The organism is Psychrobacter sp. 219-2-C (genome assembly GCF_049560815.1).
In the GTDB taxonomy this organism is placed as follows: domain Bacteria; phylum Pseudomonadota; class Gammaproteobacteria; order Pseudomonadales; family Moraxellaceae; genus Psychrobacter; species Psychrobacter faecalis.
The window spans coordinates 1,336,078-1,353,296 of sequence record NZ_CP186933.1 but is presented as its reverse complement, the minus strand read 5'-3'; the positions used below and the strand labels follow the sequence as shown (position 1 = coordinate 1,353,296).

The 17,219-nt window shown below is 44.1% G+C and carries 12 protein-coding genes; 9 read left to right on the top strand and 3 right to left on the bottom strand.

The features are described from left to right. Positions 1 to 136: 136 nt before the first annotated feature. The 7 genes from ispC to ACPEGP_RS05340 all read left to right on the top strand — a co-directional run bounded on the left by ispC (position 137) and on the right by ACPEGP_RS05340 (position 9,982). Positions 137 to 1,345: a 1-deoxy-D-xylulose-5-phosphate reductoisomerase gene (gene ispC, locus ACPEGP_RS05370; protein WP_423814169.1), complete on the top strand. Its 1,209-nt coding sequence runs from the start codon at positions 137 to 139 to the stop codon at positions 1,343 to 1,345. A 59-nt stretch (positions 1,346 to 1,404) separates the two neighbouring features. Beyond that, complete coding sequence (rseP, locus tag ACPEGP_RS05365; RefSeq protein ID WP_193032365.1) at positions 1,405 to 2,781, top strand: RIP metalloprotease RseP; 1,377 nt, start codon at positions 1,405 to 1,407, stop codon at positions 2,779 to 2,781. Positions 2,782 to 3,045: 264 nt separating this feature from the next. After that, positions 3,046 to 5,472 (top strand): outer membrane protein assembly factor BamA, encoded by a 2,427-nt coding sequence (gene bamA, locus ACPEGP_RS05360; protein ID WP_423814168.1) that lies wholly within the window; start codon positions 3,046 to 3,048, stop codon positions 5,470 to 5,472. 160 nt (positions 5,473 to 5,632) lie between these two features. Beyond that, positions 5,633 to 6,649, top strand: coding sequence for a UDP-3-O-(3-hydroxymyristoyl)glucosamine N-acyltransferase (gene lpxD, locus ACPEGP_RS05355; protein WP_102076363.1), 1,017 nt, complete (start codon positions 5,633 to 5,635; stop codon positions 6,647 to 6,649). 126 nt (positions 6,650 to 6,775) lie between these two features. After that, positions 6,776 to 7,285: a 3-hydroxyacyl-ACP dehydratase FabZ gene (gene fabZ / locus ACPEGP_RS05350; RefSeq protein WP_102076364.1), complete on the top strand. Its 510-nt coding sequence runs from the start codon at positions 6,776 to 6,778 to the stop codon at positions 7,283 to 7,285. Positions 7,286 to 7,542: 257 nt separating this feature from the next. Next, positions 7,543 to 8,322, top strand: coding sequence for an acyl-ACP--UDP-N-acetylglucosamine O-acyltransferase (gene lpxA / locus ACPEGP_RS05345; RefSeq protein WP_068404561.1), 780 nt, complete (start codon positions 7,543 to 7,545; stop codon positions 8,320 to 8,322). A gap of 307 nt (positions 8,323 to 8,629) precedes the next feature. Then, positions 8,630 to 9,982, top strand: a complete 1,353-nt coding sequence (locus ACPEGP_RS05340; RefSeq protein ID WP_423814167.1) for a sodium-dependent transporter — start codon at positions 8,630 to 8,632, stop codon at positions 9,980 to 9,982. 159 nt (positions 9,983 to 10,141) lie between these two features. On the opposite strand, the gene tgt is transcribed toward ACPEGP_RS05340, so the two are convergent. Continuing rightward, on the bottom strand, positions 10,142 to 11,293 hold the full coding sequence (gene tgt, locus ACPEGP_RS05335) for a tRNA guanosine(34) transglycosylase Tgt (protein ID WP_102076366.1): 1,152 nt from the start codon (positions 11,291 to 11,293) through the stop codon (positions 10,142 to 10,144). 284 nt (positions 11,294 to 11,577) lie between these two features. On the opposite strand from tgt, the gene ACPEGP_RS05330 reads away from it, so the two are divergent. Then, positions 11,578 to 12,288: an SOUL family heme-binding protein gene (locus tag ACPEGP_RS05330; protein ID WP_369957673.1), complete on the top strand. Its 711-nt coding sequence runs from the start codon at positions 11,578 to 11,580 to the stop codon at positions 12,286 to 12,288. An 82-nt stretch (positions 12,289 to 12,370) separates the two neighbouring features. On the opposite strand, the gene asd is transcribed toward ACPEGP_RS05330, so the two are convergent. Further along, positions 12,371 to 13,504, bottom strand: a complete 1,134-nt coding sequence (gene asd / locus ACPEGP_RS05325) for an aspartate-semialdehyde dehydrogenase (RefSeq protein ID WP_423814166.1) — start codon at positions 13,502 to 13,504, stop codon at positions 12,371 to 12,373. A 453-nt stretch (positions 13,505 to 13,957) separates the two neighbouring features. On the opposite strand from asd, the gene ACPEGP_RS05320 reads away from it, so the two are divergent. Beyond that, positions 13,958 to 15,091 carry an endonuclease/exonuclease/phosphatase family protein gene (locus tag ACPEGP_RS05320; RefSeq protein WP_423814165.1) on the top strand — a complete coding sequence of 378 codons (1,134 nt, stop codon included), beginning with the start codon at positions 13,958 to 13,960 and terminating at the stop codon, positions 15,089 to 15,091. Positions 15,092 to 15,716: 625 nt separating this feature from the next. On the opposite strand, the gene ACPEGP_RS05315 is transcribed toward ACPEGP_RS05320, so the two are convergent. Beyond that, the gene (locus ACPEGP_RS05315; RefSeq protein ID WP_423814164.1) at positions 15,717 to 17,126 is read right to left on the bottom strand and encodes a peptidylprolyl isomerase; all 1,410 of its coding nucleotides are present in this window, start codon (positions 17,124 to 17,126) and stop codon (positions 15,717 to 15,719) included. Between the last annotated feature and the right edge of the window lie 93 nt (positions 17,127 to 17,219).

Sequence of the window (17,219 nt, the reverse complement as noted above, 5' to 3'; positions counted from 1 at the left end):
AAAAAACTATCAGGCTAAAAATATAAAATAGGTAGGGCTTACATATTTGGTAGCGACTAGGCTGCCTCGTATTAGATTCTATACCTTATATTATTGTCTTTATTTCTCATTTAATTTCACCATATTATAGGCACCGATGGTTATGACCCAACGCATCGCCGTACTAGGCGCGACAGGCTCGATAGGCGATAGCACGTTAGCAATTTTGGCGGCACAACCACAGAACTACGACGTTTATGCCTTATCAGGCTACCATCGTTTAGATAAATTATTCGCGCTTTGTCAACAGTTTTTGCCAAAACGCGTCAGTGTACCGACAGCAGCGGTCGATGATTTCGCTCAGCGTCTTAGTACAGCTGGTCTTAATATCGACGTAATCGGCGGCGCTACAGGGCTGGTCGATATTGCGACTGATCCGCAAACCGATACCGTCGTCGCTGCTATCGTAGGCGCAGCCGGTCTGCCTTCTACTTTGGCAGCCGCGCGTGCAGGCAAGCGTATTTTATTGGCGAATAAAGAAGCATTGGTCATGGCAGGAAAGGTGATGATTAATGCGGTTAAAACGCATCACGCGACTTTGCTGCCTTTAGATTCAGAACACAATGCGATCTTCCAGTGTTTACCCTTTGCGATTCAACAAGACAGTAGCCAAATTCATCAGCCAAACCATGGCGTTCGTAAGCTTTGGTTGACCGCGTCTGGCGGGCCTTTTTTGCAGCAGTCATTTGCGCAAATGCAGCAAGCTAGCGTCGCTGAAGCAGTTAAACATCCCAATTGGTCAATGGGGCAAAAGATATCGGTTGACTCAGCAACGATGATGAATAAAGGGCTTGAGCTCATCGAAGCTTGTCATTTATTTGATTTGAGTGAGGATAAGATAAATGTGGTGATTCATCCACAAAGTATCATCCACTCAATGGTAGAATATAGTGATGGTAGCTTTTTGGCGCAGCTTGGCAGCCCTGATATGAAGACGCCTATTGCCCATGCCCTCAGTTACCCTGCCCGTATCGATAGTGGCTCGCAGCCATTAGATTTATTTGCATTAAGTGGTTTAGAGTTTATTGAGCCTGATTTGCAAAAATTTGCCTGTTTGCGTTTGGCAAGGCAAGCGATGCAAGCGGGTACGCAGGCCACGATTGTACTAAATGCGGCCAATGAGATTGCAGTTGCCGCATTTTTAAATGGGCAGATTCGTCTGACTGATATTGCCGATATTAATGCGCAAGCACTAGATGAGATACAAGTAGCGGTATTAAATGAGACTGCCGATATTGAAGATATTTTAGCGATTGATAACATAGCGCGTCAGCATACTGATACGTTAGTGGCAAAGTTGGCATGAATCTATAAAAATTCAGTCATTTGATAAACGATGTTAAAAGAGCATATTGAGAAAAGATCATGACGTTTTTATTAACGCTACTTGCGGCAATATTTGTCTTAGGTCCACTCATCGCCTTACATGAGTGGGGCCATTACATCGTGGCGCGTCTGTGCGGCGTTAAAGTACTGACGTACTCTATTGGCTTTGGTCCGAAACTCTTTGGTTGGACCAGTAAAAAAAGTGGCATCGATTATCGTATCTCGGCACTGCCGCTTGGTGGCTACGTCAAAATGCTTGATGAGCGTGAAGGTGAGGTAGCAGCAGACGAGCTACATCTAGCGTTTAATCGTCAGCATCCGCTCAAAAAGATTGCGGTGGTTGCCGCAGGTCCTATTATGAATTTTGTCATCGCTATTGCATTATTTTGGGTGTTATTTATGACCCCATCAGAGCAATTGGCAACAAAGATAGGGCAAGTGCTGCCCGATACCCCAGCAGCGATGGCACAGTTACCTGTGGGCGATAAAATTGTCGCTATTGATGGTCATGAGGTGCAGACGTGGGAAGGTATTAACTATCGCCTTGCTGGGCGTATGGGTGAGACGGACAATGTCAGTGTCACCTTACAATCTGATGCAAAAGGTAGTAACGCCACCAAAACCTATCAAGCACCGATTAAAGAGTTTATGCAAGGCGATGCCCAAGGCAAAGATGCGTTATCAAGCTTCGGCATGATACCGTGGCAACCAAACATCACACCAATCGTTGGCAATTTAACGCCCGATGGCGCTGCCAGCCGTCAAGGCCTACAGGTTGGTGACCGCATTACGGCTATTAATGGTAAAGAGATTACCGACTGGATTAGCGCCACGCGTATCATTCGCGACAATCCTGAAACTTTGCTTAATTTCACTGTATTGCGTGATAGCAAACAAGTTCAGTTATCCATCATGCCGCAAGGTAAAAAAGACAATTTAGGTAACGATTACGGGCAAATTGGTGCTATGGTGGCAGAGTCTGAAATTGTCATTCCTGACGCTTACAAAACCACGGTTGTCTACGGCCCTGGTGAGTCATTGATTAAGTCGTTTGAGAAGACGGAGCAGTTAGCCGTCATGACGGTCAGCTCAATGGGAAAGATGCTGTCTGGTATGATAGGTTTGGAGAATTTATCAGGTCCGATTACCATTGCGAAAGTCGCCAAACAAAGCTTTGATATTAGCTGGCAAATGGTATTATCGACAGCAGCGTTGATCAGTTTGAGCCTTGCGGTTTTGAATCTTTTGCCCATTCCAGTATTAGATGGTGGACATATTGTCTACTATCTTATTGAGCTGATACGCGGTAAACCTCTGTCTGAAGGCGTGCAAATGGTTGGTCTAAATATCGGTTTACTCTTGCTGGCAGGTTTCATGGTGTTAGCAATTGGTAATGATATCAGTCGGCTATTTTGATAAATAATGCGGCGGTTTATTAACTAAAGCATGATGGTTTAATGCTTGTATGCTGCTACAGCGCAGGCAGTTCATGTAATACGGCGTTTATTTTCTATTACCGCTACTGTACTAATTTTATTTTTTAGTTTATTTTATGATGCGTTTTATATAAAGTGTCCTGAGTCTGCCGTGCTGAAGTTTTTCGACTTTATGCGAAATGGGCTAGACAACACGTGCTTTTTACCTTAACTTAAGCAAGTTTTTTATTGACGGATAGTGTTTATGCGTACGCCTTTATTTATGAGCGCGGCTGGGTTGCCGTTAGTTGTAGCAATGATGAGTATGCCGGTGCAGGCTGCAGAATTTGTGGTCACTGATATCGGCTTTAATGGTCTACAACGCCTAACTCCTGATAGTCTCTATCCAGTTTTGCCGATTTCGGTGGGTGATACGGTTAATGATAGTCGTTTGGCCGCCAGTATTAAGGCACTATATGCGACTGAAAACTTCGCTGATATTCAAAGTCGTGTCGAAGGCGGCAAGTTGCGCTTTGATGTCGTCGAGCGTCCTATCATCGCTGAAGTCAACTTTGAAGGCAATAAACTTATCCCAAAAGAAGGGCTTGAGCAAGGGCTTGGTAACGCTGGTTTGTCTGTGGGTGATGTGCTAAAGCAAGCGACCTTGCAAGGTGTTGCCAACGAGCTACAACAGCAATATATTAGTCAAGGTTATTACAATAGCAATATCGAAGTCGATCAGACATTATTAGATGGTAATCGCGTCAAGCTTGATGTGCGCTTTATCGAAGGTAAACCCGCCAAAGTCGTCGATATCAATATCATTGGTAATAAGCACTTTAGTGATGAGCAGATTAAAGACGTTTTTGCGGTAAAAGAGTCGTCGTGGACGCGACTATTATCTAAGTCTGATCGCTATGCTAAAGAAAAGCTGGCGGCCAGTTTAGAAAATTTAAAAGCACTTTATCAAAACGATGGTTATGTACGTTTTTCTGTCGATAATGCGGTTCTTAATATTAGCGAAGATAAAAGCAATGTGTTTATCGAAGTCAGTCTTAGCGAAGGCGAGCAGTATCAATTTGGCGAGGTGAACTTCTTAGGTAAACCAACCTTTGATAACGCTGAGCTAAAAGAGCTGGTCACGTTTGCGCCCGATGAAAAATATTCACAAGCCAAACTGGATGCGACCACTGCTGCACTGAAGAGCCGTTATGGTAATGAAGGATATTATCTCGCACAAATCAGACCGGTACCGCGTATCAATGATGAGACCAAAGTGGTCGATATCGACTATTATATTGATCCTGCGCGTCCTATTTATGTGCGCCGTATCAACTTTACGGGTAACTTAAAAACTCAAGATGAAGTATTGCGCCGTGAAATGCGTCAGTTAGAAGGTACACTAGCCTCTAATGATAAAATTCAGCTGTCGCGTACACGCTTGATGCGTACCGGTTTCTTTAAAGCGGTCAATGTTGATGTGAAGCCTGTGCCAAACCAGCCAGACCAAGTTGATGTCAACTATACGGTCGAAGAGCAGCCTTCTGGCAGCTCAACGATTGCTGCTGGTTACTCGCAAAGTGGCGGTGTGACTTTCCAGTTGGATTTAACCCAAAATAACTTTATGGGTACGGGTAACCGCGTGAAAGCAGCGCTATCACGTTCAGAAACGCGCGATTCTTACAGCTTAGGTTATACCGATCCGTACTTTACTGAAAACGGTGTGTCGCAAGGTGTCAGCGCATATTATCGCGAAACCAAATACGACGACAGAAACGTTAGTAACTATGTCACTGATGCTTACGGTGCCACGCTAAACTACAGCTATCCTGTTGATGAAACCAAGCGTGTGAGCGCAGGTTTAAACGTTGATAAGACAACTGTACGCGGTGGTAGCCGTCTTGGTGTGTCCAACGTGCAGCAGATTATTGATGGTGGTGGTTCATTCGAAAAATTTATCAATGATGATAATGAGTTCTCGGGTCGCACCGGTTTTAAAAACGACTATCAGACCTACAACTTATTACTAGGTTGGGATTACAGTACGCTAGATCGCCCCGTATTCCCAAATAAAGGCATGAGCCATACTGTCGATGCAACCATTGGCTTTGGCGATGAAAGTTATCAAAAACTTGTTTATCGTGGCAATATCTACTATCCGATTTATAAAGATTGGGTGGCGCGTGGTTATACCAAACTTGGCTACGGTAATGACTTGCCATTTTATGAAAACTTCTACGCTGGTGGTTATGGGTCAGTACGTGGTTACGAAGCTTCAACGCTAGGACCTAAATCGCAAAGCTACTATGATGCGGTCAGTGATAAACCGGGCTCGTTGAAACCAGAAGAGATCGGCGGTAATGCGTTGGTTAGCTTTGGTACCGAGCTAATTCTACCAATGCCGTTTAAAGGCGATTGGGCGGATCAAGTACGTCCAGTACTATTTGCCGAAGGTGGTCAAGTATTTGATACCACAGATAAAGAGGACCGCACTTTTATTGATCCTGTTAGTGGTGACGATACGGGTGTTCCATTATTAACCCAAGATAATAATTTCCGCTTTAGTGCGGGTTTAGGGGTAACCTGGTATACACCAATTGGTCCGATTTCGCTCAGTTATGCTGTGCCTATCGGTGACAAAGAAGGCGATGAGACTGAAAAAGTTCAGTTCCAAATCGGTAATACTTTTTAGTCCGATAAAGTTAAATGCAGCGGTTTAATTGCTTTTGTTCGTTTATGCAGCTAAGTAAACTAGTCCGCAGTTAGAATTTAATAGGTCGCCAAGCTGTTATCTCAACTTGGCGATTCACTTATTCATACCAATACTAATTTTAATTATACCAATAGCAACTATGATAACGATTGAGCAACTTATCACGCGGATTGAGCAGCGTCAGCCGGTTCTTAACAAGGATGACCTTAGCGCTGAGCAGTTGTGCCTAAAATTAGAGGGTATCGGTAATTTAACCACCGCCAATTCGCAGCAATTAAGCTTTTTAGCCAATCCGCATTATCTGCCTAGTCTGGCAAACAGTCAGGCTGGAGCTGTGCTGACCACCTCAGACCATCAAAGCAAAGTTGCACAGAATACGGTTGCCTTAATCGTTGCGGCGCCTTATTTGGCTTATGCCAGTGCCAGTCAACTATTTGCCTGTACGTCCTTGTTTAAAGGTATTCATCCGAGTGCTGTGATAGCGGAAAATGCAGTTATTGGCAACCAAGTGACTGTTGGGCCTTTTTGTATGATTGGCGAAGGGGTACAAATTGGTGATCGCAGTGTGCTCGATGCGCACGTGGTCATTGAGGCGAACAGCAGTATTGGTACCGATTGTGTGCTCAAGTCACAAGTGGTCATCGGGCATGATTGTGTGCTTGGTAATCGTGTAAGATTGCATGCTGGCGTTAGCATAGGGTCAGAAGGCTTTGGCTTTGCGCCTACGAGTAATCCTAGTGTTACCGGCTGGGAGCGTATTGCTCAATTAGGACGCGTGGTAATTGGCGATGATGTACGTATAGGTAGCCAAACCTGTATCGATCGTGGTGCAATTGACGATACGGTGATTGGCAATCATGTTATTATTGACAATCTTGTACAAGTTGCCCATAACGTCCGTATCGGTGATGGTACTGCCATCGCAGCGCAAACTGGCATTGCCGGTAGTACCACTATTGGCAAGCGCTGTATTATCGGCGGTGCTGTTGGCATTACTGGTCATATTGAGATTGCGGATGATGTTACCTTATCTGGCATGACTATGGTAACCAAATCTATTACCAAGGCTGGTTCATACTCCTCTGGTACAGCGGCCATGCCAACCGCCAATTGGCGCCGTGCGGCGGTACGCTTTCGCCAGCTTGGTCGCGATTAGCCTAGCGCGATTAATGCATGACAATGAATGCTTAATGAATAAGACCTTCAATTATTTATAAAATTTAAAAACACAGCAATGCTTAAACACAAAGCACTGCTTAGTATATAGCAAGGAAGCGCGATTATGAGCACAATTGATATTGATAGACCAAGTGATGAAGACATCAAAAGCTTAGCAGAACAAGGCTTAACACTGCCATTAACCTATCATACATTGAAGCATTATCTGCCGCATCGTTATCCGTTTTTGCTGGTAGATAAAGTCATATCGTGCAGCCCTGGCGAATGCATTACAGCGATCAAAAACGTGACCATTAATGAAGAGTTTTTCAATGGACACTTTCCCGATCAGCCCATCATGCCGGGTGTATTGATGGTGGAGTCGATGGCGCAAGTATCGGGCGTCCTTGGGTTTATCAGTGCCGGATTGACGGCAGAAGATGGTTATTTGTATTTGTTTGCAGGGGTGGATAAAGTGCGCTTTAAACGCCGTGTTATCCCTGGTGACCAGCTGATTATCCGTGCAAAAACCGTGATGCAAAAGCAGGGTATCTATAAGTTTGATTGTACCGTCCATGTCGAAGATGAGCTTGCTGCTAGTGCCCAAATTATGATTGCCCGTCAGGGACAATAAAATACGATGAACGCTAACGTATGACAAGTTTATAAGATTGGCTAAATCTTTCGCCTTTAGATAATTGTTAGTAGAAATCTAGAAATTTATCTCGGTATTTTACCTAGATTGCCATTTTTAAACACCACTGTGCTTTTGGGCGTCGTTGTCTTTTTAACCAGTTTTAACCAAAACCAGTATCAGGTTGATTATTTACGCTAAGCTTGCTTTACTTGTTTTACCATTTATTCGCATCAGATGATACAAAGGTCCATATTATGAGTCAGATTCATCCAACAGCACTCATCTCACCGTCCGCTAACATTGATGAGACTGCCATCATTGGTCCTTATTGTATTGTCGGTGATGAAGTTTCTATTGGCGCCCATACGGTATTGCATCGGCACGTGGTCGTAGCAAGACTGACGCGTATCGGGCAATACAACCAGTTTTATCAGTTCGCCAGTATCGGCGAAGACCCGCAGGATTTGAAATACGCTGGTGAACGTACGTGGCTTGAAATTGGCGATCATAATACCATTCGCGAGGCGTGTAGCTTGCACCGTGGCACTGAGCAAGACGGAGGCTTGACGAAGATTGGCAGTCACAATCTTTTGATGGTCAATACCCATGTGGCCCATGATTGTTTAATCGGCGACCATAATGTACTGGCTAATAATGTCGGGGTGGCAGGGCATGTGACTATCGGTAATCATACGATTATTGGCGGCAACTCAGGTATTCATCAGTTTTGTACCATTGATGATTACAGTTTGGTTGGCGGCGCCAGCCTAATTTTAAAAGACGTCGCTGCTTTTACCATGGTTTCAGGTAATCCTGCTAAAGCCCACGGGCTAAATGTCGAAGGTATGCGCCGTAAAGACTGGTCTAAAGAGACGATTGATGTATTGCGCCAAGCGTATCGTGTTATCTACCGATCAGGTCTAACAACGGCTCAAGCGCTTGAGATTTTAAAAACAGAGCTATTACCAACAGAGCCAAAAATCGCCCTGCTAATAGATTCGCTACAAAAAAGCCGCCGAGGCGTGGTACGGTAAACATAGTTTTAGTAATTATAAAAGTAGCATAATAGCAAGATTTTGCATCTAGCATAGTTTGACAAATTATCTCGATAAATATAAGAAGCCATAACTAATAGTTATGGCTTTTTATATTTATCGCTACTTGACTTTTTTGGTCGCTTAGCAGAAACTGGGCGTTTACGATATTGTAAACAATTCTTTCATAATGTTGCTAAGCGCGTCACATTGACATGCTGGTTAAATGAGTCTCAGTCATTAAGAGCGATTTATGATAATCAAGGAAGATTATAAGCAACAGTAATTGAAGCACGAGGAAGGCAAAATGGCTATTAATAAACAAGAACATGCTCAGTGGAGCTCAAGTTTTGGCTTCGTACTAGCAGCAGTAGGATCGGCAGTTGGTTTAGGGAATATTTGGAAGTTCCCTTATATGGTTGGGGAAAGTGGTGGTTCCGCTTTTGTTATCGCCTATTTATTTTGTCTTGCTCTGATTGGTTTTCCAATTTTGGTTGCAGAATGGCTGATTGGTCGCCGTGGGCAAAAAAACCCTATCAATACGTTTTCTGATGTCGCCGCAAGCGAAGGTAAATCACGCAGTTGGGGTATTGTCGGTGCGACTGGTATTTTAGGTGGCTTTTTAATCTTATCGTTTTATAGTGTCATCGGTGGTTGGGCGCTTAATTACATCACCAAAGTTGGCTCAGGCAGCTTTGCCGGACAAGACAGTGACTCTGTAGCGGCAACCTTTGATGCGATGTTGGCGTCAGCTGGCACCTTGACAATTTGGCATACGGTTTTCATGGCAATCACCGCTTTAATCGTCGGTGTTGGTGTCACGAAAGGTATTGAAAACACTGCCAAAGTGCTTATGCCTTTACTGGGTTTGATTTTATTCGTGATTGTTGGTTACAACGTCATGAATGGCGGTTTTGGCCAAGCGGTGAACTACCTGTTTGCGCCAGACCTTAGTAAGTTAAATGGCGATGTGATGCTAGCGGCGCTTGGTCATGCTTTCTTTACCTTATCTATCGGTATGGGCATCATGGTGGCTTATGGCTCTTATTTGGGTCGTGATGTCAATCTATTAAGCACGGCGCGTACCGTTGTTATTCTAGACACTGTCATTGCTTTAGCGGCTGGTTTGGCTATTTTCCCAATTATCTTTAACAACGGTCTTGATCCTGCTTCAGGTCCTGGTCTTATCTTTGTCAGTTTGCCAATTGCTTTTGGTAGCATGGGCGCCGGTGCCATCATTGGTACGTTGTTCTTCTTATTGATTACCTTTGCCGCTGTGACTTCTTCAATCTCATTACTTGAGCCAACGGTTGAGCTGTTAGAAGAGCGTACGCCAATGAGCCGTACCGTATCGACCATCGTCGCTAGTATCGCGGTTTGGTTATTAGGTATCGCAGCTTTGTTGTCATTCAATCTATGGAGCGACTTTACCATCATGGGTAATGGTATTTTTGATGCTCTGGACAAATTAACCAGTAAATTCATGTTACCTTTAACCGGTCTTGCCGCGATTATCTTTGTCGGTTGGAAAATGGATCAACGTAGCATTCAGCAAGAGCTTGGATTGTCTAATGGTACCTGGCAATTATGGCAAATCATTGCTAAATTTGTCGCGCCGATTGCTGTACTGATTGTTTTTGTGACCACTTTGATGAGCTAATAGATTAACTATGATTAATACGAGCTTGTATTCTAGGCGGTATTGATTATTAGCTAATAAAAAGGGCTTAAGATTAATCTTAAGCCCTTTTCCATTTTAATGTCTCTCGCTTAAAGCAGCTTCAAGCAGCTTACGCAGATAAAATAACTCTAAAAATGGTTAACGTAAATTGAGTTCAGGAACGCTTTGACCGCGTTTGCTATAAAACTCATTTACAAACTCATCAAACTTATCTTGTTCAATCGCGTCTCTGATACCTTGCATCAAACGCTGATAGTAACGCAGGTTATGAATAGTCGCTAGCTGCGCCCCTAGCATCTCTTTACATTTATTTAGATGTGATAAGTAAGCACGGCTAAAGTTTTGGCAGGTATAGCAGTCACATTCAGGGTCTAATGGCCCTTCATCAGTGCGATACTGGCTATTACGTATGCGTATAATGCCGGCATTCTCAGCGTCACCGGTGACAAAGTAATGACCATTACGGGCGTTGCGAGTCGGCATCACGCAGTCAAACATATCGACGCCGCGGCGTACCCCTTCAACGAGGTCTTCAGGCTTACCAACGCCCATCAAATAGCGCGGCTTGTCAGCGGGCATATCGTCGGCGATATAATCTAGGACGTCTATCATCTCTTCTTTTGGTTCGCCAACCGATAAACCGCCGATGGCATAACCATCAAAGCCAATCTCAAGCAGACCTTCGAGTGATTGCTGACGCAAATCGGCATACATACTGCCTTGGATAATGCCAAATAAGGCATTGGTGCTGCCAAGCTTCTTATGCTCATCGACACAGCGCTGGCCCCAGCGTAGTGACAACTCTAAAGATTTTTTGGCTTCTTCATGAGTGGCAGGATAGGGCGTGCACTCATCGAACTGCATGACGATGTCTGAGTTTAAGCTATATTGAATTTGCATCGATTTTTCTGGCGATAAAAATACTTTTGCGCCATCGATAGGCGATTTAAAAGTCACGCCTTCTTCGGTGATTTTACGCATGGCCCCAAGACTGAATACTTGGAAACCACCCGAATCGGTAAGGATTGGCTTATCCCAATGCATGAATTTATGCAGACCACCAAATTTATCAATGATATCAGTGCCCGGACGCAGCCATAAATGGAAAGTATTGCCCAAGATAATATCGGCGCCAATCGCTTCGATATCACGTGGCAGCATGCCTTTTACGGTACCATAAGTACCCACTGGCATAAAAGCAGGCGTTTGCACATCGCCATGATTGAGATGAACCGTACCACGGCGTGCGCGCGTGATACCGCTGGCCGTTTTGTGTAAAACAAATTGCATAAGATAACCGCTATTTAAGCTATGAAAATGGCGCTAATTATAACATTGTTAAGCATTTTTTTGGACATGGATATTTAAGCGGCTGACAATTGGTTTAGAGAAGGAGAGCGTTTATAAAATAGCCTAAGCATGCTAACAATTAAACGGGACATTAATCGCTTATTAATTGGCATGCTATAACCGAAAAATACAGACATTCTTGCCAAGTCATTGCTAAAGTAGAAGAGTGGCTACTATAAATCAAATAAATGTTAAGGTCTAAATGTATATAGCGGAGAGATAATATGGCTAAAACACGCTATTTGTCATCGATTCGCTTGCTATTGAATAATGACTTATCAAATAAAGCCCTATTAGATGGACTGTTTTTAACGAGCGCATTATTACTATCAGGAGCAGCTATGGCAACCGAAGAGCCAAAATATACTGTACTAAAACAGACTGAAGACTTTGAGCTGCGTCGTTACGATGAGCAATTAGTAGCACAGACTTGGGTAACGGGCGACCAAGATACCGCTAGCCGTGCAGGATTCAAGATTCTAGCAGATTATATCTTTGGCAATAATAGCGCCGCAAATGGCGAGAGTCGTAAAATTAGCATGACGGCTCCCGTCACGATGCAACCTGAAACTAAGAAAGGGAGCGGTGAGTCACAGAAAATTGCCATGACTGCGCCAGTCAGCATTCAACAAACTAAAGATAAATGGCGCGTGCAATTTACCATGCCAAGCCAATATACGCTGCAAACGCTGCCAAAACCCAATAATCCGAATATCGAAATTGTAGAAGTTCCAGCGCAAACTTATGGCGTTATTAAATTTTCAGGATTGGCGGGTACTGAAAAGGTCGCGGCAAAAACTAAAGAGCTACAATCTTGGATGCAAGGGCAAAATTTAACCATCACAGGTAAGCCTGAGCTGGCGCGTTATAATCCACCTTGGACGCTGCCATTTATGCGCCGCAATGAAATAATGATTGCTTATCAGCCTAAATGATTCATTATTAAAAAAATAACGCCAAAAATGATGCTAAAAAAAGACAGCAAGCGCTGTCTTTTTTATTGGCGATTAAATAAGATTAGCTGTTTTGCTCACGGATAATATTCAGCATACGGCGTAATGGCTCTGCTGCGCCCCATAATAGCTGGTCGCCGACAGTGAACGCACCCAAATATTCAGGGCCCATATTGAGCTTGCGTAGGCGTCCTAGCGCCACTGTTAAAGTGCCAGTCACTGCTACCGGTGTTAAGCGATTTATAGCAGCTTCTTTGGTATCTTCAACCACATCTAACCACTGATTATCGCTATTTTTCAATGCCGCTTCGATTTCTTCTAGCGGGATGTCTTTTTTAAGTTTAATCGTTAAGCCTTGAGCGTGACAACGCATGGCGCCAACGCGGACACACATACCGTCAATGGCAATTTTATCGGCTTCAGAATTGCCAAGGATTTTATTGGTTTCAACGCCACCTTTCCATTCTTCGCGCGATTGTTTGTTTTCTAACTGCGAATCGATATAAGGAATCAAACTGCCTGCTAGTGGTACGCCAAAGTATTGCTTTGGAAAGTCGTCTGAGCGCTGTGTCTGAGCGATTTTTTTATCAATCTCAAGGATGGCGCTGGCAGGGTCGGCAAGCTCGTCTTTGACTGCTTCATGGAGTACGCCCATACCTTCGATTAGCTCGCGCATGTTGTTGGCGCCAGAGCCACTCGCTGCTTGATAAGTCATGGCGCTGACCCATTCAACCCAGCCTTTATTAAACAGCTCCCCGATTGCCATCAGCATCAGTGACACGGTACAGTTACCACCGATGAAGTCTTTTTTGCCATTTGCCAGTGCTTTATCAATCACACTGCGGTTAACAGGATCAAGAATGATGATACTGTCGTCTTCCATGCGTAAGGTGCTTGCTGCATCAATCCAGTAGCCGTTCCAACCGCTATCACGTAGGGGCTGATGTACCTTTGAGGTGTAATCGCCGCCTTGGCAGGTGATAATTACGTCACAGGCAGCAAGTGCTTCAATATCATGAGCATCTTTTAGTTTGCTGGTCTTGATACCGTCAAAGCTTGGGGCGTCGCCGCCAGCGTTACTGGTCGAAAAAAACACTGGTGTGATACCATCGAAGTCTTTTTCTTGACGCATACGCTCTATCAATACTGACCCGACCATACCGCGCCAGCCTACCAAGCCTACTGTTAAATTACTCATAAAACTCAATCCTTTTCACCATAAATTGTTGCACTGCCAACCGATAACAATGCCGTGAATAGCAGCAAAAAGCAAGGTTTTTTAGAGAATATACCGCATTTTTTAGATATGACTTATTCACTTTTCTACTTGTCAATGCTACTACCCATAAAGCCTGTTATTTATAAAGCGTATGACTTATTCATGATGTCAACTTAGCTTAAATGCAAGTCCATCTGCATAAGGTCTAGATTGTAATTTTTTATAGCCGCTAACGCCTAATGAATGTTCAATAGTAGGCGCAGGCGTGATGAGGTGCTAAAGTATGCAGGCTATTTATCTTGTGACAAAGGTTTAGAGTTTAGCCGCTCAATCATTTTTAGCTTAAATAAATTTAGCCCAAACAATTATTATATAAAGAATATTCACTATTATTGGCTTTGCCATTCATTTAATAAACGGTCGACACACATTATGGATCTCTCCCTCTTATATTATGGCGCTCAGTGGTTGGCAGGATTCATCGCCTTTGTCACTATTTGGGGCTTGTTGCCTCTTGATAATTGGTGGGTGCGAGGTGTTGAGTTTCCTCGTATTCAAATTATGTTCCTCGGGCTCGCCGCTTGGCTTGGCATGGTTATATTTTGGTCGGACTGGCAGTTTGGTCAGTGGCTGTTATTTATCGTTTTAAGTAGCGCGCTCGCCTTTCAATTGCGTATGGTGTTGCCCTATACCATACTTTGGAAAAAAGAAGTGCTCACTGCCAAGGATATGCCAAATGGACATGCGCACCAGCTTAAAATCATGGTTTCAAACGTATTGACGCCCAATGATGAGACCCAAAAACTGGTTGAACTGGTAAAAGATAAGCGCCCCGATATTTTAATTACTTTAGAGACTGATAAAAAATGGGAGAAAGCCCTTAATCAAATAGAAGCAAATTATCCTTATACTGTCAAAGTGCCTTTGGATAATCTATACGGTATGCATCTGTATTCTAAGCTTGAGCTCATAGACCCTGAAGTTAAGTATTTGATGATTGATGATATTCCATCTATCCATACGCAGCTACGTTTGCAGGGTGGACAAGTGATTTGGCTCTATTGTTTGCACCCGATGCCGCCCAGTCCGACAGAGGCAGATAAGTCTACGACCCGCGATGCTGAGCTGCTGATGGTTGGAAAACATATCAAAGAAAATAAGCAAACGGCGATATTGGCAGGAGATTTAAACGATGTCGCTTGGTCAAAGACTACCCGCCGCTTTCAACGTATCTCAGGCTTGCTAGATCCTCGTATCGGGCGCCATTTTATCAATACCTTTCATGTTAAATATCCGTTTTTACGTTGGGCGTTAGATCATATTTTCCATAGTGCCTGCTTCACCTTAGTCGATATTCAGCGCATGCCGTCTATCGGCTCCGACCATTTTCCGGTGCTGACAACGCTACAATACGAGCCCGAAAAAGTCAGCACCCAAGAAACTAATGCGCCAATTGAGAAGGCAGAAGATGTCAAAGAGGCAAAAAATACCATTGAAGCGGGTAAGGAAGAGGGCTGTAAAGTATCAAAAGAACATGCAGAGGCTGAAAAGGAAAGTGATTGCTAAAAAGGTTTTATCATCTGTATAAAACCCTCGCCACAAACAATGGCGACGTAAGCAAATGCTTACGCTAAATAAGGTCTTTAGCCTCTAGTCGTTCCGCGTCAATTCACCTAGAATACAACCATCAACACAAGGATACGTAAGGATGCAGTGTTGAGGCAGTAACAATAAAAGCACAGGTCAGCCCGCTGTCTTATAGGTTACTGTTTATGACTTAGGACGAGTCAACACGGAAGAGATAATAACAACAATATGAAACGCCATAGCCCTGAACCCAACGCCCTAGGTTCGGGGCTTTTCTTTGTGCATTATTTTTATTTGAAAAATATTTTCGACCGTTAATAAAAGCGTTAATGAATGTATAGTTAAAATATCCTAAAAACGCGACGGTATTGCTGATATCAATTTTTTGTAGCCTCTGTCTGCGCAGGCACAGCTAGCAAGAAAAATTGATATCAGCAGTGCGTGATGTAACAATATTACTTTTCACTCACTATAGAGCTCTAAGCTAAAGCTTATCCCATCATTTATGGAGTTTTTAATAAATGACCTAAATTAAAAAAGGGTACATGCATTAGCATTTACTACCCTTCTTTTATAAAATTTTTTCGATATTATTAAATACTAATTAGCCGAGTATCTGAATATAAGCGCCGGCTTGTAGTTCTTGTAGCCAGTCTTCTTTGGCTTGCGGAGCAAGGCGCTGATATAGCGCTTGACGTGCCATATTGCGACGGTATTCATCGCTGACATCTTGCTCGCGTTTGCCTTCAACTTTTAGAATGTGCCAGCCAAATTGCGTTTTGAATGGTGCAGAGTAATCACCGACGGCGGTATTCTTCATCGTTGTTTCAAACGGACCAATCATTTGCTCTTCACCAACCCAATCCAAATCGCCACCGCGTCCTGCTGAACCGGGATCATCTGAATAAGTTGAGGCTAGGCTCGCAAAGTCGGCTCCTTTACGTAATTGCTCGTAGAGGTCATTGATTTTTTGCTCAGCCAAAGCATCGGTTTGTAGCTCATCGACTTTGACTAAAATGTGACGCGTATGCCACTGCGGCACTAGCATGGTATCACTGGATTTTTTATCAGCCAGTTTGATGATATCAATACCTTCTGGGGTCACTAACGGCGCACTGACGGCGCCAACTTCAAGTTTGGTGATTTCGCTAGCAAGCTCGGTTGGTAGTGCAGCCGCTTTATGAAAGCCCATATCGCCCCCTTGCAGCTGAATAGGGTAGCTGCCTTGACTTGCGGCAATGGCTTCTGTGACATCGACATTTGGCGCCTGCAGTCGTGTGCGTAGACGCTGCGCGACTTTTAATGCTTCTTCACGCTGGGCGTCCGACAGACGGCTGTAATCGTCCATATAGGGGATACGTACGTGAATAGTTTGATATTCGCTTTGACTCAAACGCTTGGCTTCAGGAGAGGCCAAAAAGGCATCGATATCTTGTTCGCTGATGCGCACGCGGCTTGCGATTTGGCGCTGCTGCAAGGCTTGAATCGCGGCATCTTCAATCAATTGCGCGCGTAGGGTAGCATAACTGCCTGGTTTTGCGGCGTCCAAACGTTGTTGCAAGTCGCCAAGGCTGCTGAGTCCTTCTGCTTGGGCGATTTGAGCCAGCCGCTGATTGATGGCAGCTTCATCAGGATTGAGACCCACCCGTTTGACCATTGAGAGTTGTAATTCACGCATAATGAGGGCGTTTAGTACTTCAGACTGCAGCTGGGCTGAATTGGTAATGGGTTCACCAGCCGCCTGCGCTCGTGCTTGGGTTTGCGCCATAGCAGCGATCAGATCGCTTTTTAAGATAGCGTTTTCATTGACTAAGGCAATGATACCGTCCGTACTATTGGCAGGCGTCAAACGTGCGGCGCTATTTTTCTGAGTGCCAGCATCAACGTTTGCAGCTGAAGCTTTTGCAGGCTTAACGGTGGCTGCTTGCGCACTTAGGCTCAGAGCAATAGCGCCCGTCATACCCATAGAAAGCAATACAACTCGGCTTGTCTGACGTAAAGAAAAAAATCTCATGATGCTCCTCATCAATGTCATTGCATCGGATGGTAATCGGTTAAACCTTAGCCGTTGCTTTCTATTTAAGTAGCGGCTAAGGCTGTTTATAAT